Below are 26,237 nucleotides of genomic sequence, written 5' to 3' on the forward strand. Positions count from 1 at the left end.
CCCCCTTGAGTCTTGGATCAGACGCTTTTCGCCACGCTGTCGACCAGCGACATCTCTTCGCTGCTCAGCAGCTTTTCGATATCCACCAGGATCAACATGCGCTCGCCCAGCGAACCGAGGCCGGTGAGGTATTCGGTCGCCAGGGTCACCGCGAACTCCGGCGCCGGACGGATCTGCTCGGCGGTCAATGACAGCACGTCGGAGACGCCGTCAACCACGATGCCCACCACGCGCTGGCCAAAGTTCAACACGATCACCACGGTGTTCTCATCGTAGGAAACGCTCTGCTGGGAGAATTTCACCCGCAGATCGATGATGGGAACAATCACGCCGCGCAGGTTAGTGACGCCCTTGATGAACGCCGGGGTGTTGGCGATGCGGGTCACCTGATCGTAGCCGCGAATTTCCTGCACCTTGAGGATGTCGATGCCGTACTCCTCGTTGCCCAGGGTAAAAATCAGAAACTCTTGCCCTACCGTTTCGCCAGCCAATTTGCTGACGGCTGCCAATCCTGCCATATCATTCACCTTTTAAATCAATAAACTCATTATTATGCGGCGGCGTCCGTCAGACGCTTTTCACGGTTCAAGGTTTGCAACGCCGAGACATCGACGATCAAGGCCACGCTGCCGTCGCCCAAAATGGTCGCGGCGGAAATGCCCGGCACTTTGCGGTAGTTGCTTTCCAGATTCTTCACCACCACCTGATGCTGGCCAATCAGCTGATCCACCAGCAACGCATAGCGGCGGCCGGCGCTTTGCAGGATCACCACAATGCCCTGGGTGGCGTCGGTTTTGGCGCCTTCCACTTCGAATACCCGATACAGTTCCACCAGCGGCAGGTATTCGCCGCGCACCTGCAGCACGCGTTCGCCGCCGGCCAGCGGGTGCAAGTCTTCCGCCTGCGGCTGCAGCGATTCCATCACCGCGTTCAGCGGCAGAATAAAGACTTCGTCGTTCACTTTGACAGACATGCCGTCGAGGATCGCCAGCGTCAACGGCAGCAGAATGCGGATGGTGGTGCCTTTACCGGCCTGCGAACGGATCTCGACGTGGCCGCCCATCTCCTGAATATTTCTTTTCACCACGTCCATGCCGACGCCGCGGCCGGAAACGTCGGTCACCTGCTCGGCGGTGGAGAAGCCCGGCGCGAAGATCAGCATGCCGACCTCTTCGTCGCTCATGCTGTCGCTCACCGCCAGCCCTTGCGAAGCGGCCTTGGCGAGAATTTTTTCGCGGTTCAGACCGGCGCCGTCGTCGATGACCTCAATACAGATGTTGCCACCCTGGTGTTCGGCCGACAGCACCAGATTGCCCACCGCCGACTTGCCGGCGGCGATGCGGGTGGCCGGCTCTTCGATACCGTGATCGAGGCTGTTGCGCACCAGGTGCGTCAACGGGTCGATAATCCGTTCGATCAGGCTCTTATCCAGTTCGGTTGAGCTGCCCTGCAGCGTCAGCTCCACCTGTTTGTTCAGCTTGCCGGCCAGATCGCGCACCAGACGCGGGTAGCGGCTGAAGACGTATTCCATCGGCATCATGCGGATCGACATCACCGACTCCTGGAGATCGCGTGCGTTACGCTCCAGCTGGCTCATGCTGTTCAGCAGATCGCCGTGGTTCACTGGATCCAGCGTGCCGGAACGTTGCGCCAGCATCGACTGGGTGATCACCAGCTCGCCCACCAGGTTGATCAGCTGATCCACCTTTTCCACCGCTACGCGAATGCTGGTGGATTCGCTCGCCTTGGCGCGCGCTTTCGGCGCTTCCGCCGCTGCGGCCGCCGGTTTGGCGGCAGGCAGCGCAGCGCTGGCGATCGGCGCTGGCGCCGGTTCCGGCGCAGCGACCGTCTCCGGCAAGTTCGCCTCCGCGACGGCCGGCGCGCTTCGCGTCGGCGTCGAGAAGCTGATTTGTTCCGGTTCCAGCACGAAGCACAGCACGGCGCTGATGTCGTCTTCGCTGGCGGAGGTGAGCAACGTCACGTCGAGGCTGTGTTCCGTCTGATGCGGGTCTTTAACTTCGCCGAGGTTGCCCAGCTCTTCCAACATCAAGGGGATTTCACTGGCTTTCAGCCCGTTCAGGCTGATGCGCATGCCGCCTTCGATCGCCGCCGGCGCGGCCGATGGCTGAGCGACCGGCTGCTGAACGGCGGGTTGAGCCGCAGGCGCCTCCTGCTGCTGTTGCGCTTCCAACGCCAGCTGACGCAGCGCCTGGCAAATGTATTCAAAGCTTTCAGCGTCAGGCTGTTGCGAGGTTTTATAGGCGTCCAGTTGCTCCTGCATAATGTCTTTGGTTTCCAGAAACAGGTTGATAATCTCGGTGCTCAGGCTCATTTCCTGGCGTCTTGCACCGTCCAGCAGGTTCTCCAGCAGGTGGGTGGTTTCCTGCAGCACCGAAAAACCAAAGGTTGCCGCGCCGCCCTTGATCGAATGCGCCGCGCGGAAGATGGCGTTCAACGGCTCGATATCGGGGGCCAGCGGATCCAGCTCCAGCAGGTGTTGCTCCATGTCGGCCAGCAACTCGTCCGCCTCATCAAAGAAGGTCTGATAAAAATCGCTAATGTCCATGCTCACGGGGTCACCTCTGGCTGTGAGTCGCGGTTAGTCGGTGCGGGTGCGGCCGCCGGTGGTTCCGGCGCCTGGTCGGCCGGGGCTATCGCCGGGGACGCCTGCGGTGGAGCGTTCGGCGTTGGCGCCGCGGGTTCCGGGGCTGTCGTCGAGGATTCCGGCGTTTGGCTGGCTGGCGCGGTCGCCGACGGCGCCAGCTGCTTCAGGCTGTCCGGCTGGGCAATATCCAGCGCGTTGCTTTCGGCATTTTCGTGCTCGATGCCCTCTTGCGTTTGCTTGTTCAACACCAGTACGGTGATGCGGCGGTTAATCGCATCATCGGCGCCATGCTGTTTCAGGCTCATGGTGGCCGCCATGCCTACCACCCGCAGCACTTTGCCTTCCGCCAGGCCGCCGGCGATCAGCTCGCGACGCGACGCGTTGGCGCGATCGGCCGACAGTTCCCAGTTGCTGTAGCCGCGTTCGCCGGTGGCGTAAGGGATGTCATCGGTGTGGCCGGACAGGCTGATTTTGTTCGGCAAGTCGTTAAGGATCGGCGCTATCGCGCGCAGAATATCGCGCATGTAGCTCTCGACCTGCGCGCTGCCGGTTTTGAACATCGGCCGGTTCTGGCTATCGATAATCTGGATGCGCAGCCCTTCGTCCATCATGTTGATCAACAGATGTGGACGCAGCGCCTTCAGGCGCGGATCGGACTCAATCAACTCATCCAGCTTTTCACGCAGCTTGTTCAGGCGCAGCTCTTCGGCGCGCGAGTCCGGCGAATCGACCTGTTTTTTCACCAGGCCATGCTGTTGCGTTGGATCGTCGCCGCCGCCAGGAATGGGGCTGCTTTCGGAACTGCTCTTGTCGCCGCTGGTCAGGGCAACCTTGAGCGGCGTGCGGAAGTATTCGGCGATTTGCGTCAGCTCCTGCGGGCTGGCGATCGCCAGCAGCCACATCACCAGGAAGAACGCCATCATCGCCGTCATAAAGTCGGCATAAGCGATCTTCCAGGAGCCGCCGTGATGGGCGGCATGATGCGACTTGCGCTTTCTGACCAAAACGACCGGATGATTCTGTTTCATGCTTCTTCTTCTTCCGTCGCCTGCTGCGCCGGCGCTTTCACGCGGCGCACGTGTTCTTCCAGCTCAACGAAAGAAGGACGTTCGGTGGTATACAGCGTTTTACGGCCGAACTCGACCGCGATCTGCGGCGCGTAACCGTTCAGGCTCGACAACAGCGTGACTTTGATGCACTGCATCATCTTGACGTTTTCGGCGCTCTTCTGACGCAGCAACGTCGCCAGCGGCGAGATGAAGCCGTAGGCCAGCAAAATGCCGAGGAAAGTACCGACCATGGCGTTAGCGATCAGCGCGCCCAGTTCAGCGGCCGGACGGTCAGCCGAAGCCAGGGCGTGCACCACCCCCATCACCGCCGCGACGATGCCGAACGCCGGCAAGGAGTCGCCCACCATCGCCAGACTGCCGGCGGGCACTTCGCTTTCCTGCTCGTAGGTTTCGATCTCTTCGTCCATCAGCGCTTCGATCTCGAACGCATTCATATTGCCGCTCACCATCAGCCGTAAATAGTCGGTAATGAACTCCACCAGGGTGTTATCGGCAAGGATGCGCGGATAATTAGAGAAAATTTCACTTTCTTGCGGATTATCGATATCGAACTCGAGCGACAGCATGCCCTGCTGACGCGATTTGGCCAGCAGACGGAACAGCAACGCCATCAGATCCATATACAGATCTTTGTTGTATTTGGAACGGCGCATCAGGCGCGGCAGGGCGCGCAGCGTCGCTTTGATCGCCTTGCCGTTGTTGCCGACGATGAAAGCGCCGACCCCCGCCCCGCCGATAATCAGAAACTCCGCCGGCTGATAGAGCGCACCGAGATGACCGCCCACGATCAGGTAGCCGCCAAACACCGCACCCAATACCACGAGATAACCCAAAATAACTAGCACACGCATTCCTTAAATTAACAATGTGGATGGAAGGTGGGGCAAACGCGCCCTGGCGCGACAGACCAGGCTGCATGTCTGGGGGCGGCATGCCGCCCCTGCGTATCACACGTCGGTATTCATTGCCGAGAGCCGGCAACGTGGCGGCTCAAATGGCGCGTTTGACCTGCTCGTCCAGCAGTTGAGGAATAATATCGGCCAGTTGCGGCGAAAGTTTACGTCTTTTTACGGCGCGGGATGGGGGTTGGCATAAACTGCAGATGAAACCGTTCAGCGGCTGGTGCGCGTGGGTGATAAATGCGCCGCCGCAGCAGCTGCAGGCGGAGAGCTGCAACATGCCGCTGTCGGCGAAGCGCACCAGCGTCCAGGCGCGGGTCAACGCCAGCAACGGCGCCTCGCCGGCCTGCTGCGGGCACTGCTCCAGGTAGAGGCGATAGGCTTTGATCACCGCTTCCACCCCGCTGCACTGTCCGCTTTTCATCAGAAACAGGTAAGCGTTATAAAACATCGAGGAATGAATATTCTGTTCCCAGGTCATAAACCAGTCGGTTGAGAACGGCAACATTCCTTTTGGCGGCGGGCTGCCGCGCAACTCCTTGTAAAGTTTAATCAAGCGCCCGCGGCTGAGCTGGGTTTCACTCTCCAGCATCTGCAAACGGGCCCCCAGCGAAATCAGCTCCATGGCGAGCTGAATGTCCTTGGCTTCTTGAACAATGCTTTTCTCAACCATCATCAGGCTCTTTTCTTCGTCGGGCTAGCGTCTTTACTCGATAGCTCTTGCAGTAAATGGCTTGATAGCAAAATGCCGGTATGGATTTGTTGCAGATCGTCGACGCGCGACTCTTTGGTCAGGCGTTCGATGGTCTGGTGATCGTTAAAGCGGAAGTGGCAAACCAGCTGGTTGGTCTCGGCCAGTTTGACCATTTGCGGCAAAGTCAGCTGCGCCAACGCATCGGCCATGGTCTCATCAATACCAAGGCGGAACATCGCGGACGCTTTTTCATCGTTGATCAAACGCTGTGCTAAAAGTAAATATGACAAATTGATGTCATAAATATGCTTAAGTAATTCAGACGTACCCATATTCCCCATCCCGACAGACTATGTTTAAAAACATACGCTGGGTGATAAATTTTATCGCCCGTGACCTGGGTTGTTTCCCAAAGTTGGCAAATTAATCTCTCAAAAACGACTGCTATAATTTTCGCCAATCGCTAAATTCGACCACTGTTCAGTATTTGCTACGAGCGTAAACCAACGTGTATGGATGTACAGCATTCTGCTTCGATAGTGTTTAGTCACCATGAAACTATTTTTACAAATTTAATAAGATTATTCCTAAAGCAGCGCAACTCTACCCCCGAACCATTAGCACACACAATGTAAGTGAGAGGCAATTTTAAATACAATGTGACATAGATCACAAAAATAAAAAATAATTAAGCCAAATACCCCTAAATTCGCACATTTTATGACCCGCATTTTGCTCACAAAATCGCCTTAGGTAAAAAAACGTCTTAAAAACAATGTTTATCAGCCAAAAAATTATCTTTTTTAGATCAATTCGAACAAAACCATCACCAAACCAAAATAACAGAACAAAAATCTGCATATAGGCAACAATCTTAGTATAAATAACCATTTGAGCCGCTAAAAAATATCCGAGGTGAAAAATAACCAATGTAAACTATAAGGTTATTAGCTATCGGATTTGACTTAAACCCTCCGCAGAGGGTTGTTCTAATTTTCAACATCAGGTGATTATGGCTTATCAATGATTCGCTGGCGTAGTGAACAAGCCAATAGACGTAACGATATGTTTCCGTATTAGCGCGGCGCAAGAATGGTTTTTTAACGTTAAATTGCCCCAAAACGACATATCGGCAGCACATCCTAAAGCTTTAGCGTTTTTTTATTTCTTTTTTGCCGGCGCATTAATTACCACGCCGTTCCAGACGTTATTAAAATTCCCGCGCCCCATCGTTTCATTGCAATAAAATAAAACGCAGTTTTGTTTTACTTGCCATAATCGCGCAGACCAAACAGGCGCAGTTTCAATGCCGACAGCGGCAACATACATCGCCTCGTGCTGCGACCGCCCTCCGGACAGGTGAAAAAAACGCCGCCAAAGGAGAGCGAGCGCGGCTTCGCGCGCTTGCACGCAGCGGAAACGTCGACGCTTAAGCTTCTCGTTCGTGAAGCATCGCCCTGAGACTTTCCCTATTTCTTCATTTATCAGCAGGATGAGATTGCTGATGCCGCACTTGCATATTATGATTTATCCCAGCGCCGCCACGGGCAGCGTCACATTATTACCCAGTGCAATTTATTCACTTGAAATGATTTTTGTCAGGTCGTACATCGCTGCCTCGACGGCGTCGCCGTGAGCCGCTATGTGTTATTCACCCGGCTTTAACTATTAACAGGCTATATTTTAATCATGACCGATACGCTCGAATATCTGCTGACATTCCGTAAATGCTCCTCTTTGGACAGCCTGGAGAAGGTGTACGACAAACTGAACTATTCCATTGAAAACGATACAGAAATGAGCAATATGTACCGCGCTGCCGACCACCGTCGCGCCGAGCTGGTTGCCGGTAAATTGTTCGATCTGGGCAAGGTGCCGAAAACGCTGTGGGCGCAGGTGCTTTAATTCAGTGAAATTACGTGCGGCAACGGTTTTATCTTTTATTGCTATATAACCGGAGCAAACTCAGCTTTTATTGCCGCGCGTGATGCGAAACACATTTATTCCCCCCGCCAGGTTCTACCCTTTATCCGAGCGCAGCATTTCATCCAAGGCCCCGACGCGGCAGCCTGAAACACGACGGATGCAACAAGGAGTGGAATATGGGGTATCAAAACGTTCTGGTTACCGTCGCCGTCGCGCCTGACAGCCATCGTCTGGTGGAAAAGGCCGTCTCTATCGTCCGCCCCTACGGTGGCAACATCACCCTGTTAAGCACCCTCGCCAATCCGGAAATATACAATAATTTCGCCGGGCCGATGCTGGCCGATTTGCGCACGCTGATGGAAGAGGAAACCCGGCTGTTTATGGAGGAACTGCGCCAACGCGCCGGCTACCCGATCGCCGATACCCTTATCGTGCATGGCGAGCTTGGCGACAGCCTGGAATTCGCCAGCCGCCGTCAGCCGTTCGACCTGCTGCTCTGCGGCAATCACCGCGACAGCATGATGAACAAAGTCTCCTGTTCCGCCGCCCGCTTCATCAACATCAGCCATATCGACGTGCTGATCGTTCCGCTCTGAGGCTAAGCACATTCGGTAACGTTGCCTTGGCGCCCCTGGACTAGGCTTAACGAACCTTGTTTGTCGCAACACAAAGGAGCTTTCGATGTCCCCTTCTCAACAGAACCGCCGCTTTCTGCTGGCCTCGCGTCCGCACGGCGAACCGACAGCGGCGAATTTCCGCCTCGACACGGTCGCCGTGCCGCAACCCGAGGCCGGCCAGCTGCTGCTGCGTACCGTATATCTGTCGTTGGATCCTTATATGCGCGGACGCATGAGCGATGCTCCCTCCTACGCGCCGCCGGTGGAGATCGGTCAGGTCATGGTGGGCGGAACGGTCTCTCGCGTGGCGGCCTCACAGCATCCCGATTTCAACGTCGGCGATTGGGTATTGGGCTATGACGGTTGGCAGGATTACGCGCTGTCCGACGGCAGCGGCCTGCGCAATCTCGGCCCACACTTGCCGCACCCTTCCCGCCTGCTCGGCGTGCTGGGCATGCCCGGTTTTACCGCTTACATGGGGTTGCTCGATATCGGCCAACCGCAGGCGGGTGAAACGCTGGTGGTCGCCGCCGCCAGCGGCGCGGTCGGTTCAGTGGTCGGCCAAATCGGCAAACTGAAAGGCTGCCGCGTCGTCGGCGTTGCCGGCGGTGCGGACAAATGCCGCTATGTGGTGGAAGAGTTGGGTTTCGACGCCTGTATCGATCACCGTGCCCCCGACTTTGCCGAACAGCTGGCCGCCGCCTGTCCGCAGGGCATCGACATCTATTATGAGAACGTCGGCGGCGCCGTATTCGACGCCGTGTTGCCGCTGTTGAACGCCAAAGCGCGCATTCCGGTCTGCGGCATCATCGCCCATTACAATGCCACCGGGTTACCCGCCGGGCCGGACCGCTTACCGTTGCTGGAAGGGCTGATCTTGCGTAAACGCATCCGTATGCAGGGCTTTATCATCTTCGACGATTACGGTTCACGCTTTGATGAATTCCTGCAACAGATGAGCAGCTGGGTCGAGCAAGGAAAGATCAAGTTCCGCGAGGACATCGTCGATGGGCTGGAGCAGGCGCCGCAGGCCTTTATCGGCCTGCTGCAGGGCAAAAACTTCGGCAAACTGGTGATCCGCGTCGCTGACGAATAACGCGCATCAGGGCGTGGCGCGCCACGCCCTGCTTGTCAATGCACGGCACCGTCGCCGAATTGCACATCTTCCTCTACCGTGAGCGTCACCTGCACGAGAGTGCGCACCGCTTCCACCATCGTCGCCAGCGCCATACTCGGCTTGCCCGGATGCGCCGCCGCCAGTTCATGGCTGTACGGAATGTGCACGAATCCGCCCCTGGCCCGCGAATGCCGCGTCTCCAGATAGTGACGCAGACCATAAAAAATATGGTTGCAGTTATAGGTGCCCGCCGTGTAAGAAACGCCCGCCGGGATCCCCTGCCGGCGCAGTTGCTGCACCGCGGCCTTGACGGGCAGCGTACTGAAATAGCCCACCGGCCCGCCGGCAACCACCGGCACATCAATCGGCTGTTTACCGGCATTGTCGGGAATGCGGGCATCGATCAAATTGATGGCTACCCGTTCCAGGGATATTTCGGCTCGGCCGCCGGCCAGCCCCAGACAGATCACCGCCAGCGGCTGCAATGCCTCAATCGCCGCGATCAGCTGCTGGTTGGCCACGCCCAATACGCACGGCAACTCGAGCACCGCGATCTCCGCGCCGGCGATACGCTCTCCGGCCAATGCCTGCGCGACCTGCCAGGAAGGGTTCACCGCGTCACCCTCGAACGGCTCAATGCCGGTGATTAACACTTTGTTCATCATTTCCCCTGATTGAAGGCTAAATACGTGTGCTACCAGCCTAGGGAACGCTGTAAGATTCTGGAAATGGATTATCTGTATATAGAGTATTCATAAAATGAATTTAGCCAACGTCGATCTCAATTTACTGGTGGTGTTTGAAGCGCTGTATCAGACTCGTAACGTCACCGCCGCGGGCCGGCGTCTTAACCGCGCGCAACCTTCCGTCAGCAATGCATTGGCGCGACTGCGCATTCTGCTCAACGATCCGCTGTTTGTCCGCAGCGGCGGCGGCATGGCGCCCACGCCGCGCGCCCACCAGCTTATGCCGCAGATACAGCGGGTGCTTGAGCAAATCCATCTCGCGCTGGCGCCCCCTGCTCGTTTCGATCCGGCCACCGCCGGGCAACGGCGTTTTACGCTGGCCGCCGGCGACTATGCCGATATCTTGCTGCTGCCCGCCATCATCAGCCGTTTGCGTCAGGCGGCACCCGGCATCGATATTCGCGTTTCGCGTCTGGATCGCCGCAATATTTACCGTCAGTTGGATAGCGGGGAGGTGGATGTCGCGCTGGGAGGGCATCTTTCCGGGGCGGAAAGTCACTATGTGCGCACGTTGTTTGAAGAGCATCTGGTCTGTATCGCCAGCCGTTCACACCCGCAATTGGCGGATGGCCGCTGGGATCTGGCCCGCTACCTCAGCCTGCCGCACGGGCTGTACGCGCCGGCTGACGACGGCTCTGCCAGAGGCTTGGTCGACCGCTGTCTGGCGGAAATCGGCGGCCAGCGGCGCGTCGCCGTGACCTTTTCACACATTGTCGCCCTGCCGGCGGTGGTCGCCGACAGCGATCTGATCGCCACCCTGGCCGCCAGCGTGGCCCGGCGTTTTTCCGATCCGCAACGCGTACGCATTCTCCCGCTGCCTGAGGAGTTGGCCATCGCGCCTTTCCCCATTGAGCTGATCGCCGGCCGACAGGCGCAACGCGACCCGGCCTTAATCTGGCTCTGTGACCTGATAAGCCGACTTTCCCTCGATCCCCTTCCGCGCTAACCGCATCAATTGCTGCTTTATCAACCATTCAGACTCACCGTCGGAGGCCCGCACCGCGGGCTTTTCACGCAGGCCAAATAGGAATCATCCGAATTAACATTCGGTAAATTTATATATTTGATCATCTTTAACTAACGAATGGTAAGGATAAAAAATACTCAGTGACTTTTTTCACGGAAAAAAAGAGTTGTTTTATAAACACGTTGACTTAAGTGTTACAGATTTATTATTTGGTATTACCATTTTCCCAATAATTTGGGATAAAAAAAGATCTGCTTGTATCTATATGTTTTAGATAATAAAAAAGCAGATCGTGAGCGAGTTAACGAATTGAGCATTGATCCACAAGGCTATTTTGCAAATGCAGAGCTCTATTGTAGACTGCACAAATCGTGCCTTTGTGTAAACTTTGTTAAATCTTTCGTCAGCCCCTGTCTCAATTCGTGACAGATACGCCATCGGGATCGCGCGTCAAATCTCGTGCGGTAGCTATGCCTAAACCGGGGATATAGTATGGATCGCCTTATCATTGCGCACACGCCTTTGCCCGCCCATCAGCTGTTGTTCAGAAGCCTTTCCGGTGAGGAAAGACTGGCCGGGCTGTTCGAGTTCGACGTCGAGCTGCTCAGCCCTGACAATCGCCTCGATCTGAAATCGCTGCTGGGACAAAAAATCACGCTGGAGCTGCGGGGCAACCCGATGGCCCCGCGTTATCTCAACGGCAATATCACGCGTATGACCCTCTCCGGACGAGAAGCCGGCGGCAACCGCTACTATATCTACCGCGCCGTGCTGCGCCCCACGCTGTGGTACCTGACGCAAAACCGCGATTTTCGCATCTATCAGGAAAAGACCGTTCCCGACATCCTGACCCAGGTGCTGGGGCAGTATCAGGTGAAGATCGATAACCGTCTGAGTTACGACTACCGCATCTGGGGGTACTGCGTGCAGTACCAGGAGAGCGATTTCGATTTCATCAGTCGTCTGATGGAACATGAAGGCATCTATTACTATTTCACGCACCAGCAGGACGGCCATACGCTGGTGCTGGCCGACGCGCCGGCGGCGCATCAGGAACTCGCCGGCTATGCCAGCATCCCCTATCAGCTCGCGGAAGGCGGTCTGGTGGAAAACAAGGACAGCATCAACAGCTGGAGCGTCTCGGACGCCATCACGCCCAGCCTGTACAGCCTGGATGACTACGATTTTCGTAAACCGCGCGCACGGTTGCTGGAGGCCCGGCAGAATCCCGCCTCGTTCGCACAGGACAAAGCCGAGGTGTTCGACTGGCCCGGGCGTTATACCGATCACGCCCACGGCCAGTTTTATGTCAAGGTGCGCCAACAGGAGTTCGAAGCGCAGCATGAGCAGATGAGCGGCGAAGGCAGTTCGCAGGGCATTGCGCCCGGCTACCGTTTTCAGCTGATCCAGGCGCCGCGCATGGAAGACAACCGCGCCTATCTGGTGGTCAGCGCGCGTTACTTCATGCAGGAAAACAGCTACGCCAGCAACGATAACGACGTTGGCGAGCAACATACCGAATTTCAGGTGGTGCCGGCGGACATCAACTGGCGCCCGGCGCGCACCACACCCTGGCCGAAAACCCATGGCCCGCAAACCGCCGAAGTGGTTGGCCCGGAAGGCGAAAGCATCTGGACCGATAAATATGGCCGGGTGAAACTCAAGTTCCGTTGGGATCGCCACGGCAGCGGCAATGAAACCAGCTCCTGCTGGGTGCGCGTCTCCAGCGCCTGGGCCGGCTGGAAATACGGCGGGATCCAAATCCCGCGCGTGGGTGAGGAAGTGGTGGTCGACTTTATCAACGGCGATCCGGATCGCCCCATCATCACCGGCCGCGTTTACAACGAAGACAGCATGCCGCCTTGGGATCTGCCCGGCGACGCCACCAAAATGGGCTTTATGAGCCGCAGCAAAGGCGGCGGCGTCGACAACGCCAGCTTCCTGTTCCTGGAAGACTCGCCCGGCAACGAATCTTTCGACATGCACGCCGAACGCAACATGAACATGACGGTGGAAAACGACAAGAACGTCAATATTGACGGCAGTCGTTTCACCCGCATCGGCAAGACCCAAGACCATCAGGTTATCGGCAATGCAACTTTCCTCTTCGGATCAATGCGTAATACCACCGTGACAGGACCTGAAACCGCCACTTTTAACAGTGGGCAACAGGTGGGGATCAAAGCCGGGCGTAAATTCACCATTCACGACGGCGGCGATAACGTCAACATCACCGGCGATCAAACCATTCTGCTGAAGGGCAATCGCCACCATACGATTGAAAACAAGCAGACCCAACTGATTAAGCAAGGCCAAGACACCACCATCGAGCAATATGGCCAGTCCACGAAAATCGAAACCGGCGATAAGAAGCTGGAGATTACCAGCGGAAACCAGAGCACCAAATTGGCGGGCGGCAACAAGAGCCTCGATATCACCGGCAACCTGACCTCCACCGTCAGCGGCGAAGAAACGCGCTCTCAGAATAAATTAACCGTCACCACCGCCACAGACTACGTGCAGAAAGCATCGAAGATTAAGATCGCCACTGTCGATGGCGAAGGCCCCAGTGGATCGGATATTTACATCCACGGCAACAAGGTGACGGTAAAAAGCGACAGCGAGCACATTATCATCCGCCCCAAGAACATGACCTGGACCAAGTGGTTGGATGTCGGCATCAAGACTGGCGCGGCATTCTCCATTACCGGCGGGCTGACCGTCGATGTTAAAACCGCAGCAGTAGTGAAGTTCGAACCTCAGTTCATCTTGTATAAGAAAGGTCCGGAAGCCGATTTCAACGATCTGAAAATGACTTATTGTTCCATTAGGCTCGCGATTGCGATCCTGACATCTATTTCATAAGGAAAGCGTCACGATGGGTTCGTTTATTGACTTTGCGACACAGGACAGTCTCTGGGGTAAAATCGTCTTTACCCTGTTCGGCATTTTGGTGGGTGGCGTGCTGATCGCCGCGATTTGCAAAAATATTTTGCCGGCAAATAAACCTCTGTCTTTCCCTGCACGTCTGCTCATCTTTGTCGTGCTGATGCTAGCGCTCCTTAAATACAACCAGTACGTGATGTCGGCGGTGAATTACCCTGCAGAGTTGATCGGTTTCCTAATCCTTCCCGGTTTCCTGATGGTGTACTTGGGCGTCACCACTCCCGGCGGCGCGCTGTCCCTGATGGGAGAGCTTGGATGCTTCGCTTTGCTCGCCGCGTTGCTGGTGTTGGCATCCGCCGCAGTAGGTTTCTTCGCCCCCTATCACCTGGAGAGCGCGGTGCAATTTGCAGCCAAGGCAATCGCTGCCGCGCTGTCCGTAGCGACAGTCCTGCTGGTTCGCAAAGGGCTATCTATATAACTATTTATAATCACTTGCATTTTTATCTTACTCGTCGTTTTTATTTGGGGAGCGTTACCTTCCCCTGAATCCAACCGCGGGTGAATATTTTCATCTGATGTGACTTTGCCTGATATCCAATAAAGCGAAAAACGGGATTGTTTTTGTGCGGCGCAACATGTTGCCCGCAGGTATCTACCGGAAGCCTTGCACACACAATGAAAGTCGTAAAACCTTTGCGTCTGAGCACGCTTCATCGCCCCTACCGTTGGCAGGGGGAAAATTATCTGGGCGTTTCCGTTTTGGCGTTAGCCGACATGGGGGCGTCCCCACGTCTGCGCCCCGAGCCTGAACTATGGCAACTCGCCAGCGAAGAGCTGACCTTGAGCGGCGGCGTGCTCGATCTCGCCTTTCCTAAAGCCTGTGCAGAATTTCTTGCCACCGGCTACGCCTATACCCATCATCAAGCTGATAAAACCGCTTGTGCGGTTAAAATCCAGTTGGATACGCTGGAGAAAACGCTGGTGGTCTTCGGCGATCGTCACTGGATCAATGATCGCCCCTCATCCCCACTCCCCTTTGATGAAATGCGTCTGGATTGGAGCCGCGCTTTCGGCGGCCCGCAATGGGTTGAAAACCCGCACGGCCTTGGCGCTAACCCAGAAACACTTCCACGGGGTTCTCGCTGTCCCCTCCCCAATATCGAACCGCTGCACAATCGACTGAGCTCGCCGCGCCAGACTGCGCTCCCCGTCAGCTTTGACGCGTTGGACATCAATTGGCCACGCCGTTTCAGCCGCATCGGCAAAAAATACGACGCCAACTGGCTGCAAAATGAGTTCCCAGGGCTGGCCAGCGATACTGATTGGCGCCTGTTTAATATGGCGGATCACGATCAGCAATGGCCGCAGCGTGATGCACTTCCGAGCGGCGCCACCTATCGTATTTGGAACATGCATCCGCAGATCCCCTGCCAACAAGGACAGCTACCAACGTGGATAGCCCGCTGCTTTATCAACCGGCTGCGACACGGCGAACCCGAGATCGAAGAAATCGCCATGCGGCACACGACAGTCTGGTTCTTTCCGCATCGCCAACAGATGTTGTTGATTTATCACGGCAGCGTACGTATTGACGAAGACGACGCCGCTGACGTTCTGCACCTTATGCCGGCGTTAGAACTGTCCGGTGCCGCTCGCTCAGCCAATCATTATCGCAAGGTATTGCGCCAACGCAGCGATACCGAGAAAGGCGGTTTATTCGCCTTTCGCGAAAAAGAGCTGGTGCCTGAATCGGCCATCGGCCCCTGGTTGGATACGAAGCAAACGACAGAAGAAAGCCCGGCGGTGCGCAACCTCACTCGTTATCAGCAACACCTGCAACAACACTATCGCGATCGCCGACTCTCGGAAGGTCAGGACATCGATGAAGCACTTCCCCCGACGGAACGCCCCGCATTGGATGAGTTGCCCGACTATGTCGAGCGTCTTGAACAGGAGGCTGAGCAAAGACAACAGGCTCTGTATGACGAACTGCGGGCCCAGGGGGTTGATCCGCAAAGCGTCGTCGAGGCGCCGCCGTCAAGCAGCGGGCATGAAAATTTCCAGCAGATGCGGGATCTGCTCTACCAACATAGCGATCCCGCCGATCGTCGCCGCCTGGAAGAACAGGAACAAGCGCTGTATCAGGCCTACCTGATGACCGCACAATCACAAGGCCCTGCGCTGCGGCTGAGTGGCGACTTAGCGACGATCATACGTAACCGCGCGATGGCCACCCAACGCGGCGATAAAAACTTTAGCGGTATCGATCTGACCGGCGCCGATCTTTCCGGTTTGGATCTCACCGGTGCAGACTTCAGCCGTTGTCTGCTGGAAAACGCCAATTTCAGCGGTTGCCGTCTCGACCATGCTAATTTTGAACAAGCGATGTTGGCGCGTGCAGACTTCACCGGCGCCCGCCTGCAAGGGGCTAACCTGAATCACGCCTCCCTGGCGTTGGCTCACTGTGAGAACGCTGACTTTTCTCATGCAACCCTGGTGGAAACCAATATTCAGGAAACGCTGTTCAAAAACTGCAATTTCACGGGAAGCAGACTGGAGCAGTTGGCGGGATACCGCACTTTTATGACGCAATGCAATTTCTCCCAGGCCACGCTCTGCGTCATCACGATGATGGCTTTGACATTGAGCCAGCTGAAATTTCATCAAGCCAAGCTGGAGAAAGTGACGTTCATTCGCTGCCAACTCGAAGGGTTCGACTTCAGTCATGCTCGGCTTGATACCTGTTCGTTGGTCGAAACCCGTGCGGAAGGCTGCTCATTTCAGGGGGCCAGACTGCAAACATGCTCTTTTGTCGCACAGAGCGCGATGCCCAGAGCGAACTTCAGCGAAGCGACGCTCAAGCAATGCAATTTGCGTCAGTTACCGCTGCATCAGGCCTGTTTTCGTCTTGCACGGATTGATAACAGCGACTTCTCCGAGGCCCAGCTCACTGCCGCCAACCTGCAGAAAGCGAACGGCAATGGCAGCTTGTTCATCCGCTGCGACTTCAGCAACGCCGATCTGACTAACGCCAGTTTTGTCAGTGCAGTGATGCAAAAAAGCCTGTTCAGCGGCGCCGATTTACGCGGCGCTAATTTGTTCCGCGCCGACCTGTCGCAATCGCGGATTGACGGCTCAACAAAAATTGATGGTGCTTATACCCGACAAACAAAAACGCTGCCTCGCACCGTTCAGGAGAAATTATGACGCTTGAAGCAGAAAGCGTTCGGCAGCAAATAGAGCGCGGTGAACCTCTGCAGGAATGTGACATCAGCCATTTGGATCTGCGCGGTTGGGACCTGTCCGGCGTAATTTTTTCACGAGTCAATCTGCAAGGTATAGATTTCAGCGGATGCAATCTGCAGGAGACCACCTTCAGTGAATGCTGCCTGGATCGGTGCTGTTTCGCCCGGCAAACCTTGCATCAGACCACCTTCAATCAGTGCGCCCTGGCGGGGGCCGACTTCACAGAGTGCCGGCTGGAACAAAGCATTTTCAATGAATGTCGGCTTAACGATGCCAGTTTCAAGCAGGCCGTGCTCGACCAAACGCAATTTATGCGCTGCCCACTCGAATGCGGTGATTTTGGCGCGTCAATCCAGGATCGCGTGACCTTTTACGAAACGGCATTACAGCAGGTTAACCTGGCTCAAAGTCAGTTGTCACTTGTCACCTTCTTTCGTCTTGACCTTCGTAGTACTGATTTAAAAGGCTGTTCGTTCGACCGCGTCACGTTTTTCGAATGCGACCATCGCGGCAAAAGTTACGCCGGGCAGCGCCTGATCGCCTGCCAGTTTACCGATAACCAATTGGACGACGTCGACTTCAGCCAGGCGACGCTGCGCCAAAGCAACTTCAAGGGCGCTTCGCTGCGGCGCGCCAACCTGACGGGCGTGCAGGCGCAGCAGTCGCTGTGGCTGGAGGCCAACCTGACTCAGGCGCAGTGCCGCAGCGGGCAGTTCGATCAGGCGATTTTCAGCGAAGCGACGCTGGACGCCACCAACTTCAACCAGGCGCGTCTGTATCAGGGCGTGTTCCAGCACAGCCGCGCGGCGCGCTGTGATTTCAGCGACAGCGACCTGACCTACGCCGATTTTTGTTATGCCGACATCGGCGCCGCCGATTTCCGGCGTGCGCGCTTCATGCGCACCCGCATGCACCGCGCCCACCAGCAGCAAACGCGCTGGGGCGACCGCAGCGGCATTCTCGAGCGCGACGAAGAGCTGTACGCCGCCGAAATCTGGAGCGCACAGCGCCAAAGCCGCATTTGAACGTATTGACCACTTCACGAGGGGATCACCATGAGCGTTGTCAACACTACTCGCGCCGTCAACATCGCGCCGCCCCAGCAGGCCGCCGGCCAGGTCGTCAACCTGTTGCCGGACGGCAGCCTGGTGGTGGAATGTGAAGGCCGCGGCTGGCATTGCCGCCGTGCGGCCAGCTGCCTGCTGACGCCGGCCCTCGGCGATAGCGTGCTGGTCGCCGGTTGCGGCCACCAGCTGTGGGCGATCGCCGTCCTCGAGCGCGCGGAACCGCAAAACGCGGCGCGGCTCTGCGTCGCAGGCGATCTGCACATTGAAACGCTGCACGGCTCGCTGTCGCTGCACGGCGCACAGGCGCTGAACCTGAGCGGCGACGCCATGACCCTGCAAGCGAACAGCGGCGACTGCCACGTCGACAAGATGAAATACAGCGGCGAAGAGCTCTCGGCTTTCGTCAGCATCAGCCGCCTGGTCGGCAAACGCTGCGAGTCACTGTGGCATTCGGTCAGCCAGATCAGCCACTCGCTGTTTCGCAAAGTGCGCCAGACCGAGCACGTGCGCGCCGGGCAGATGGATTATCAGGCGGAAGATTACGCCCGCATTCATGCTCGCAACACGCTGATTACCTCGAAAGACATCACCAAGCTGGATTCGGAACAGATCCACGTCGGATAACCTTGCGGAGGCCTTTTATGTTTGCCAACAGCCAAATGATCGGCGTGGACCTGGCGTTTCCCGACGTCTGTCTGACGCCAAGCCCGGCGCCGGTGCCCATTCCCTACCCGGATATCGCCCTGGCGCCGACCGCCATCCCGAACGCGTTCAACATTCTGTTCGTCGGCACCCCGGCGCACAACATGGCGACGGTGACGCCACTGACCAACGGCGACAACCCCGGCGTGGCCACCGGCGTCGCTTCCGGCACGGTGATGGGGCCGTCCCGCCACCTGACCGGCGCCTTTACCGTGCTGCTCAAAGGCACCCCGGCCACCCGGCTGACCAGCCTCAGCCTGCAGAACTCCACCAACGCGCTCGGCATGCGCATCGTGCCGAGCCAATTAAAAGTGTTGCTGCTTGCGCCCTGATGACGGCGCTTTATTACACAGCCATTCAATCAAGAAAAAGAGGACATTGTGAAAACACGGATTACCCTGACGCTGTTGACCGCCCTGACGCTTGCCGGTTGCTCCACCCCACCGCCACCGCCGCCGGCGCTCAATAACGACGCCATCGTCAGCAGTGAAGTCAACGGCGTCACGTTAAAGCACCGCGCCGCGGTGAGCGCGCCGAAACAGTTCAAACCGATCGGTGAGGAGTACCGCAGCCTGTACGCCGCCAGCATCATGAGCAGCCCGAATTATACCGGCACCGCCGTCGGCAGCCTGGACAACGCCGCCGCGTTCTACGCGCTGGGCGAAGTGGAAAACAACTGGCTGGCGATCTCCGCCATCCGCGGCGGCGATCTGGTGGGGTATATCCAGGCCAACGCCGGCGTGCCGGAAGCGCGCTACAAAGCGACGCTGCGCAAAGATCTGCCGCGCCGCGCGCGCGCCGCCAAGCAGGACTGCGTTAAAGTCGGCGGCGACAGCAAGGCGTGCAAAAACGCCGGCTCAGCCACCTGGATCCTCCAGTAGTCAGCACGCCTGCGGGCGACGAGATTCCCATGACGACGACCCCTATCGCTTCCCGCTGGTGCGGGATGCTGTTTCTGCTGCTGGGCGCGCTGGCGCTCGGCGGCTGCATGTCTTCCGCGAAAAGCGTGCCGGCGCGTTACAGCCTGGTCTTCGACGCTGACCGCCAGGTCAACGCCGCCGCCGGCGCGCAACCGGCGCCGATCAAAATTCGCGTGCTGCTGCTGCGCTCGGATGCGGAATTCATGGAAGCCGACTTTTTCAGTCTGCAAAACGACGCCAAAAGCGTGCTCGGCAACAGTCTGCTGGACAGCGATCAGTTCTTCCTGACGCCGGGCCAGACCGGCAAAAAGCTCGGTGGGCAAAGCACATTGGACGCACGTTACATCGGCGTGATCGCCGAATATCAAAATCTGGACGGCAAGACCTGGCGCATTTCACTGCCGCTGCCGGAACCCACCGAAACCAATTTCTACAAGGTATGGCAATTCTCGCCGGATGAGCTGGAAGCGCATATCGTCGCGGGCGTGAGTGGCCTGCGCCCCGTAAAAAAGGTCGACTGACCTACCGCTGCGCTGAAGCGAAGTAACTATAGGTGTGATGATGAAAGATGCTCATAAGGTTGTCTGGACTGAGGGGATGTTTTTGCGCCCTCACCATTTCCAGCAGGCGGAAAACTATCTCGAAGGCTATATGCGCAACTGGGGCCAGGCCCACAGCGGCTGTTTCTGGGGATTTCTCACCCTGGATCTGGACCAAACGCTGCTGCGCCAGGGCAAGATCGCGCTCAACGCCGCCAGCGGCATCATGCCCGACGGCACGCCGTTTCGCTTCTCCGGCGCCCAGCAGGCGCCCGCGCCGCTGGCCATCGCCGACAACAAGACCGGTGAAAACGTGGTGCTGGCTCTGCCGACCTATCGCGCGGGGCGTGAAGACGTGATCTTTCAGGAAAGCCCGGAAGCGCTGGCGCGCTATCTGGCTTACGAGACCGAAGTCGACGATCTCAACGCCGTCTCGGTGGGCAGCGCGGCCTTGCAATTCGGTCGCCTGCGCCTGCGGCTGATGCTGGAGAGCGAGCTGAACGCCGAATGGACGGCGCTCGGCGTCACCCGCGTGCTGGAAAAGCGCAGCGACAACAGCCTGCGTCTCGATACGGCGCAAATCCCGCCGATGTTGAACTGTCAGGGCAACCCGGTACTGAAGACCTTCATCAACGATCTGCAGGGTCTGCTGCAACAACGCAGCCAGCAGATGAGTCAACGCCTGCTGCAACCGGGCCGCGGCGGCAGTTCCGAAATGGTCGATTTCATGCTGCTGCAGCTGATCAACCGCCATCTCGGTCAGGTTAGCCATGCCTACCACCTCGACCATCTGCACCCGGAGCGCCTGTTCGCCGATTGGCTGCAGTTCGCCACCGAACTCGCGAGCTTCTCGGCGCAGCGCACCCCGGAAGGCCGCCTGCCGGTGTATGACCACGACAACCTGGCGCTGTGCTTCGGCAAGCTGATGCTGTTGCTGCGTCAGGGCCTGTCGGTGGTGCTGGAGGACAACGCCATTCAGCTGACGCTGGTCGAGCGCTCCCACGGTCTGAACGTCGCCACCGTGCAAGACGCCAAAATGATGCGCGACTTCGGCTTCGTGCTGGCGGTGCGCGCCGACGTGGCCGCCGAGGTGTTGCTGACCCACTTCCCGGCGCAGATGAAGATCGCCCCGGTCACGCGCATCCGCGATCTGGTGCAGCTGCAGCTGCCGGGCATCGGTCTGCGCACCATGCCCGTCGCGCCGCGCCAGATCCCTTATCACGCCGGCTACACCTATTTCGAGCTGGAAAAAGGCGGCGACCTGTGGAAACAGATGGAAAAATCCAGCGCCTTCGCCCTGCACCTGGCCGGCGAATTCCCGGGGCTGGACATGGAATTTTGGGCGATTCGCAGCCATACGGACCGGTAACCTATGACTCAGGAAAATAGCATGGCGCCGGCGGCCAACCCGCTGGTGGACGCCGCCAACCCGCTGCTGAACGCCATTTCGCAGATCCGCCAATCGGCCACGCACGCCAACCCGGCGCAGCTGCGCCAACAGCTGATCGACGAAATGCGCCGCTTCGAGATCCGCGGCCAACGCGCCAACCTGCCGTACGAAGTGATCATCGGCGCGCGTTATTGTCTGTGCACCGCGCTGGATGAAGCGGCGGCGCTGACCCCGTGGGGCAGCAACAGCGTGTGGTCCGGCAGCGGGCTGCTGGTGACCTTCCATAACGAAACCTGGGGCGGCGAGAAGTTCTTCCAGCTGCTGGCCAAGCTGTCGCAGAGCCCGCGCGAGCACATCAATCTGCTGGAGCTGATCAATTATTGCCTGCTGCTGGGCTTTGAAGGCCGCTACCGGGTGATGGAAAACGGCCGCTCGCAGTTGGAAACCATGAAGCAGCGCCTGCTGCAGCTGATTCGGTCGGTGCGCGGCGGCTACGCCCCGCCCCTGTCGCCTCATGCGTTGGATCTGCCGGTACAACAGAAACTGTGGCGTCCGCTGGTGCCGCTGTGGGCCTGCGTGGCGCTGACCGGCTTCCTGGCTTCGCTGCTGTTTATCGCCCTCAACTGGCGGCTGGGCGACAACACCAGCCCGGTGCTGGCGGCAATTTACCAAACCAACCTGCCGCAGGTGGCGATCGGTAATCCGGCGCCGGCCGCGCCGCCGACGCTGAGCCTGAAAAGTTTCCTGCGCAAGGAGATCGCCGAAGGATTGGTGGTGGTGCGCGACGAAGCGCAGCAAAGCGTGGTGATCCTCAAAGGCGACGGGCTGTTCGACTCCGCCGCCACCACGGTGCGCGCCAACTATATTCCGGTCATCGACCGCATCGCCGCCGCCATGAACGGCGTCAGCGGCAAAATCCTGGTCACCGGCTACAGCGACAACGTGCCGATCCGCAGCGCCCGCTTCGCCTCCAACTGGGAGCTGTCGCTGGCGCGCGCCGAAGCGGTCAGCGCCCGCTTGCAAAAACACCTCGCCAACCCGCAGCGGGTCAAGGCCGAGGGCCGCGGCGAGAGCAACCCCGTCGCGCCGAACGATAACAAAGTGAACCGCGCGTTGAACCGCCGGGTAGAAATTACGCTGTTGGTCGCCCCGGAAAACACCCAGGCGGAAATCAACGGCTTGCCGCAAGGAACCGGAAAGTAATGCTCAGTACGTTATTCTCCATCATCACCAGCCGCCTGCTGTGGGGCTTTGTCGGCATCACCGCGCTGGCGTTCATCATCTGGACGATCGGCCCGCTGGTCGCCATCGGTGACTATCGCCCGCTGGAGCCGGAACTCAACCGCCAGATCGCCATCGGCGCTATCTACCTGATTTGGTTCCTGTGCCGCCTGATCCCGCGCCTCTACAGCGCCTGGTTCAACAGCCGTCTGCTGAGCAATCTGCGCGCCGCCGAAGCGGTGCCGGCGGAAGACGGCAAGCCCGAGATCAAACCAGACGATCCGCTGGCCCAGCGTTTCGACGAAGCGGCGCAGCTGTTGAAAAAGGCGCGCTTCGCCCCGGGCCAGGGCGACGGCAAACATCGCTGGATGACCCGCTTCAGCCGCCAATATCTGTATCAGCTGCCGTGGTATGTGATCATCGGCGCGCCCGGCGCCGGTAAAACTACCGCGCTGGTCAACTCCGGCCTGCATTTTCCGCTGGCGGATCGCTTCGGCAAGTCCGCGCTGCGCGGCGTGGGCGGCACCCGCAACTGCGACTGGTGGTTTACCAACGACGCGGTGCTGCTCGACACCGCCGGCCGCTACACCACCCAGGAAAGCCAGCGCGAAGAAGACGCCGGCGAATGGCAAAGCTTCGTCGCGCTGCTGAAAAAATATCGCACCCGCCAGCCGATCAACGGCGTGATGGTCACCATCAGCGTCGCCGATCTGCTGAGCGACAGCGCGGAAGCGCGCGCCGCGCAGGCCAGCGCGCTGCGCAAACGCCTGATAGAACTGCACGAACAGCTGGGCATTCACTTCCCGGTCTATGTGCTGGTGACCAAAACCGACCTGCTCAACGGCTTTATGGCCTATTTCGGCAGCTTCGACAAAGCGCAGCGCGACCAGATCTGGGGATTCACCTTCCCTTACGAGCGCTCGCGGCAGCCAGACTTCAACCTGAACGCCGCCTTCGAACAACAATACGCCCTGCTGCAACAACGGCTGGATGCGGCGCTACCGGATACGCTGCTGATGGAGCACGACGCGCGCCAACGCGCCGAAAGCTACCTGTTCCCGCAGGAATTCGCCGCGCTGCGCCCGCTGCTCGGCCAATATCTGGAACAGGTGTTCGCCACCTCCAGTTTTGAAACCCGCTTTACCCCGCGCGGCATCTACTTCACCAGCGGCACTCAGGAAGGTCTGCCGTTTGACCGGGTGATGGGCGAACTGAACCGCTACCTGCAGCTGCCGCCGGCCAACTCAGGGACGCAGGCCAACGCGGCCTGGGACAGCGTGGGCCAGGAAACGCCGATCCCGGCAGCCAAAGGCCAGAGCTTCTTCCTGAAAGAGACGCTGGAATCGGTGGTCTTCCAGGAGTCCGGGCTGGCGGGCAGCAACCGCTGGTGGGAATACCGCAACCGCGCCCTGCACTGGGCGGGGTACATCGCGCTGGCGGTGATCCTGGCGGTGCTGGCGATGTTGTGGTTCACCAGCTACGGCAACAACAAGGCCTATCTGGCGGAAGTGGCCGCCAAGGTGCCCGGCGTCGAGCGCCAGGGGCAAAGCCTGACCCAGTTGGGCAACGGCGATATGTTCTCGCTGCTGCCGTTCCTCAACAGCCTGCTGCATCTGCCGGACAGCCAGAACTTTTCGCTGGACGATCCGCCGTTCACCTATCGCATGGGATTGTTCCGCGGCGATCAGGTCGGCGACGCCGGCAATGCCCTGTACCAAAAAGCGCTGAAAGAACTGCTGCTGCCGCAGGTGGCGCAACAGATCGCCGCCACGCTGCGCAACGATAACCACGGCGACGCGGACTTCAGCTATGAAGCGCTGAAGGCCTACCAGATGCTGTATCTGCCGAAGCAGTACGACGGCAAATTCCTGCGCGCCTGGGTGATGCTCAACCTGCAGCGCAACCTGCCGCAGGGCAGCACCCAAAAACAGCTGCAGCAGATCGAATGGCACCTGAGCCAACTGCTGGATACGCAGATCCAGGCCTCGCCTTACGCCAAAGACGAGCCGTTGGTGGCGCAGGCGCAGGCCGCGCTCAATCGGGCGCCGCTGTCGCAACGCGTCTACGGCCGCCTTAAGCGTCTGCTGCTGAAACAGACCGACATCAAGCCGGTCAGCCTGGTCGATTTGGCCGGTCCGCAGACCGAACTGGCGTTCAGCCGCAAAAGCGGCAAACCGGTGACCGACGGCGTGCCGGGCCTGTTCACCTCACAGGGGTATTGGAAAGCGTTCAACGACAACATCGATCCGGTGACCGATACCCTGCGCAAGGAAGACGTCTGGGTGTTGAACAGCCAGACGCCGGAGCAGAAAAGCGCCGATCTGACCAAGACCATCCGTCAGCTGTACATGCAGGACTTTATCAGCGCCTGGGATGAGCTGCTGGGCGATATCCAACTGGCCAACATCGGCAACCTGACCCAGCGCATCAGCAGCGCGCGCCTGCTGTCCGGCAATCCGTCGCCGATGCGCAATCTGCTGGTTAACGTCAGCAAAAACGTCACCCTGCGCGACGAGAAAAGCGACGCCGATTCCCGCTCGCTGCTGGCCAAAACCGAAGACAAGCTGAATCAAAACGCCAACCGCACGCTGGAGGCGCTGTTCACCAACCGGCCGGCCAACGCCGACGGCGACGTGTCGGCCCAACCGGAACAGCTGGTGATGGCGCACTTCGCGCCGCTGCTTGAACTGGCGCAAAGCCAGGGCGAAGGCAATAAGGCGATCCCTTTCGACAGCGTGCTGAAACAGGTCGATGAGCTGTACAGCTACCTGACGGCGGTGCAAGGCGCGGCCAACAGCGGCATGTCGGCGCCGCCGAGCGACATCATCCCGCGCCTGCAGGCCGAATCCGGCCGCTTGCCGGTGCCGTTCAAACAGATGCTGCTGTCGCTGGCGATCGGCGCCAGCAGCGACACCCAGCGCAAAGAGATGGAAAACGTGAAAAAGCGCATCAGCTTCGAGGTCGGCAGCTTCTGCCGCCAGGCGATCGCCGGGCGTTATCCGTTGGTGGCCCGGGCGCGCCAGGAAGTGACGCCGGACGATTTGGCGCGCATGTTCGCGCCGAACAGCGGGCTGATGGACAGCTTCTTCCGCGACAACCTGCAGGGCAAGGTCGATACCACCCGCGCCAACTGGCGTTTCACGCCCGGCGTGGACGGCAAGACGCTGCCCGGCGGCGAAGGCATCCTGCGGTCGTTCCAGCAGGCGCAGCGCATCCGCGACGCCTTTTTCGCCAACGGCACGGCGACGCCCTCTTACCGCGTGACCGTGCGGCCGGTGCGGATGGATAACGACATCCTCAACCTGACGCTGGATATCGACGGGCAACTGTTCAAATACAGCCACGGCCCGCAGGTGCCGCTGGTGGTCAGCTGGCCGGGCACCCGCAATACCAACCAGGTGCATCTGCAGCTGGCGCTGGCCAACGGCACCACCGCCAGTCTGGTGACCAGCGGGCCGTGGGCGCTGAACCGCCTGGTGGATATGGCGCAGTCTTCGGGCACCGGCGGCCTCGGCCGTCAGGCGACGTTCAATCTCGACGGCCACCGCGTCACGCTGGAGTTCACGCCCAACAGCATTCGCAATCCGTTCCAACTGCCGGCCTTCTCGTGCCCGTAGCCCCGAAA

At 58.7% G+C, this 26,237-nt stretch carries 23 protein-coding genes; 15 read left to right on the forward strand and 8 right to left on the reverse strand.

Annotation, left to right across the window (positions count from 1 at the left end):
* Positions 1 to 17 precede the first annotated feature (17 nt).
* From cheW to H7A77_RS01770, 7 genes are all read right to left on the reverse strand, one after another.
* Positions 18 to 518 (reverse strand): chemotaxis protein CheW, encoded by a 501-nt coding sequence (cheW, locus tag H7A77_RS01740; RefSeq protein WP_025303271.1) that lies wholly within the window; start codon positions 516 to 518, stop codon positions 18 to 20.
* Positions 519 to 550: 32 nt separating this feature from the next.
* Positions 551 to 2,572, reverse strand: coding sequence for a chemotaxis protein CheA (gene cheA, locus H7A77_RS01745; RefSeq protein WP_147838070.1), 2,022 nt, complete (start codon positions 2,570 to 2,572; stop codon positions 551 to 553).
* Entirely contained in the window at positions 2,569 to 3,633 is a 1,065-nt protein-coding gene (gene motB, locus H7A77_RS01750; RefSeq protein ID WP_033643536.1) for a flagellar motor protein MotB, read from the reverse strand. The genes cheA and motB overlap by 4 nt, the downstream gene beginning before the upstream one ends.
* Positions 3,630 to 4,520: a flagellar motor stator protein MotA gene (gene motA / locus H7A77_RS01755; protein WP_015378266.1), complete on the reverse strand. Its 891-nt coding sequence runs from the start codon at positions 4,518 to 4,520 to the stop codon at positions 3,630 to 3,632. The genes motB and motA overlap by 4 nt, the downstream gene beginning before the upstream one ends.
* 145 nt (positions 4,521 to 4,665) lie before the next feature.
* Complete coding sequence (gene flhC / locus H7A77_RS01760) at positions 4,666 to 5,250, reverse strand: flagellar transcriptional regulator FlhC (RefSeq protein ID WP_182073744.1); 585 nt, start codon at positions 5,248 to 5,250, stop codon at positions 4,666 to 4,668.
* A complete protein-coding gene (flhD, locus tag H7A77_RS01765) occupies positions 5,250 to 5,600 on the reverse strand; it encodes a flagellar transcriptional regulator FlhD (protein WP_033643537.1) in 351 nt (116 codons plus the stop codon). The genes flhC and flhD overlap by 1 nt, the downstream gene beginning before the upstream one ends.
* Positions 5,601 to 6,429: 829 nt before the next feature.
* Positions 6,430 to 6,678, reverse strand: a complete 249-nt coding sequence (locus H7A77_RS01770) for a hypothetical protein (RefSeq protein ID WP_164057361.1) — start codon at positions 6,676 to 6,678, stop codon at positions 6,430 to 6,432.
* Between the two features lie 279 nt (positions 6,679 to 6,957).
* Here H7A77_RS01770 and ydgT point away from each other — a divergent pair, with 279 nt between their 5' ends.
* The 3 genes from ydgT (at position 6,958) to H7A77_RS01785 (ending at position 8,907) form a co-directional block, all read left to right on the forward strand.
* Positions 6,958 to 7,173, forward strand: a complete 216-nt coding sequence (gene ydgT / locus H7A77_RS01775; RefSeq protein WP_004934895.1) for a transcription modulator YdgT — start codon at positions 6,958 to 6,960, stop codon at positions 7,171 to 7,173.
* Positions 7,174 to 7,370: 197 nt separating this feature from the next.
* The gene (uspC, locus tag H7A77_RS01780; protein ID WP_047025445.1) at positions 7,371 to 7,790 is read left to right on the forward strand and encodes a universal stress protein UspC; all 420 of its coding nucleotides are present in this window, start codon (positions 7,371 to 7,373) and stop codon (positions 7,788 to 7,790) included.
* An 85-nt stretch (positions 7,791 to 7,875) separates the two neighbouring features.
* The gene (locus H7A77_RS01785) at positions 7,876 to 8,907 is read left to right on the forward strand and encodes an NADP-dependent oxidoreductase (RefSeq protein ID WP_033650857.1); all 1,032 of its coding nucleotides are present in this window, start codon (positions 7,876 to 7,878) and stop codon (positions 8,905 to 8,907) included.
* A gap of 35 nt (positions 8,908 to 8,942) precedes the next feature.
* Here the strand turns inward: H7A77_RS01785 and pcp are convergent, their stop codons facing one another.
* Entirely contained in the window at positions 8,943 to 9,590 is a 648-nt protein-coding gene (gene pcp / locus H7A77_RS01790) for a pyroglutamyl-peptidase I (RefSeq protein ID WP_033644303.1), read from the reverse strand.
* A gap of 97 nt (positions 9,591 to 9,687) precedes the next feature.
* Between pcp and H7A77_RS01795 the strand changes: the two genes are divergently transcribed.
* The 12 genes from H7A77_RS01795 (at position 9,688) to tssM (ending at position 26,229) form a co-directional block, all read left to right on the forward strand.
* On the forward strand, positions 9,688 to 10,620 hold the full coding sequence (locus tag H7A77_RS01795) for a LysR family transcriptional regulator (protein ID WP_147838072.1): 933 nt from the start codon (positions 9,688 to 9,690) through the stop codon (positions 10,618 to 10,620).
* A 513-nt stretch (positions 10,621 to 11,133) separates the two neighbouring features.
* Positions 11,134 to 13,506: a type VI secretion system Vgr family protein gene (locus tag H7A77_RS01800; RefSeq protein WP_223524880.1), complete on the forward strand. Its 2,373-nt coding sequence runs from the start codon at positions 11,134 to 11,136 to the stop codon at positions 13,504 to 13,506.
* A 13-nt stretch (positions 13,507 to 13,519) separates the two neighbouring features.
* Entirely contained in the window at positions 13,520 to 14,005 is a 486-nt protein-coding gene (locus H7A77_RS01805) for a hypothetical protein (RefSeq protein WP_033650855.1), read from the forward strand.
* Between the two features lie 197 nt (positions 14,006 to 14,202).
* Positions 14,203 to 16,734, forward strand: a complete 2,532-nt coding sequence (locus H7A77_RS01810) for a DUF2169 domain-containing protein (protein WP_047025443.1) — start codon at positions 14,203 to 14,205, stop codon at positions 16,732 to 16,734.
* Positions 16,731 to 17,798, forward strand: coding sequence for a pentapeptide repeat-containing protein (locus H7A77_RS01815; RefSeq protein WP_182073745.1), 1,068 nt, complete (start codon positions 16,731 to 16,733; stop codon positions 17,796 to 17,798). The genes H7A77_RS01810 and H7A77_RS01815 overlap by 4 nt, the downstream gene beginning before the upstream one ends.
* Positions 17,799 to 17,828: 30 nt before the next feature.
* Positions 17,829 to 18,464, forward strand: a complete 636-nt coding sequence (locus H7A77_RS01820; protein ID WP_182073746.1) for a DUF3540 domain-containing protein — start codon at positions 17,829 to 17,831, stop codon at positions 18,462 to 18,464.
* Positions 18,465 to 18,481: 17 nt separating this feature from the next.
* Positions 18,482 to 18,874 carry a DUF4150 domain-containing protein gene (locus tag H7A77_RS01825; RefSeq protein WP_033643549.1) on the forward strand — a complete coding sequence of 131 codons (393 nt, stop codon included), beginning with the start codon at positions 18,482 to 18,484 and terminating at the stop codon, positions 18,872 to 18,874.
* Positions 18,875 to 18,922: 48 nt separating this feature from the next.
* A complete protein-coding gene (gene tagV, locus H7A77_RS01830; RefSeq protein ID WP_033643550.1) occupies positions 18,923 to 19,423 on the forward strand; it encodes a type VI secretion system accessory protein TagV in 501 nt (166 codons plus the stop codon).
* 29 nt (positions 19,424 to 19,452) lie between these two features.
* The gene (gene tssJ, locus H7A77_RS01835) at positions 19,453 to 19,983 is read left to right on the forward strand and encodes a type VI secretion system lipoprotein TssJ (RefSeq protein WP_033643551.1); all 531 of its coding nucleotides are present in this window, start codon (positions 19,453 to 19,455) and stop codon (positions 19,981 to 19,983) included.
* A gap of 40 nt (positions 19,984 to 20,023) precedes the next feature.
* Positions 20,024 to 21,370 (forward strand): type VI secretion system baseplate subunit TssK, encoded by a 1,347-nt coding sequence (gene tssK / locus H7A77_RS01840; protein WP_147838077.1) that lies wholly within the window; start codon positions 20,024 to 20,026, stop codon positions 21,368 to 21,370.
* Between the two features lie 21 nt (positions 21,371 to 21,391).
* Complete coding sequence (locus H7A77_RS01845) at positions 21,392 to 22,594, forward strand: DotU family type VI secretion system protein (protein WP_049272050.1); 1,203 nt, start codon at positions 21,392 to 21,394, stop codon at positions 22,592 to 22,594.
* Positions 22,594 to 26,229: a type VI secretion system membrane subunit TssM gene (gene tssM, locus H7A77_RS01850; protein ID WP_182073747.1), complete on the forward strand. Its 3,636-nt coding sequence runs from the start codon at positions 22,594 to 22,596 to the stop codon at positions 26,227 to 26,229. Before H7A77_RS01845 ends, tssM begins: the two co-directional genes overlap by 1 nt.
* Positions 26,230 to 26,237: the final 8 nt, after the last annotated feature.

The sequence above is a fragment of the Serratia sp. ME47 genome (genome assembly GCF_903970925.1).
Lineage (GTDB): Bacteria > Pseudomonadota > Gammaproteobacteria > Enterobacterales > Enterobacteriaceae > Serratia > Serratia ureilytica.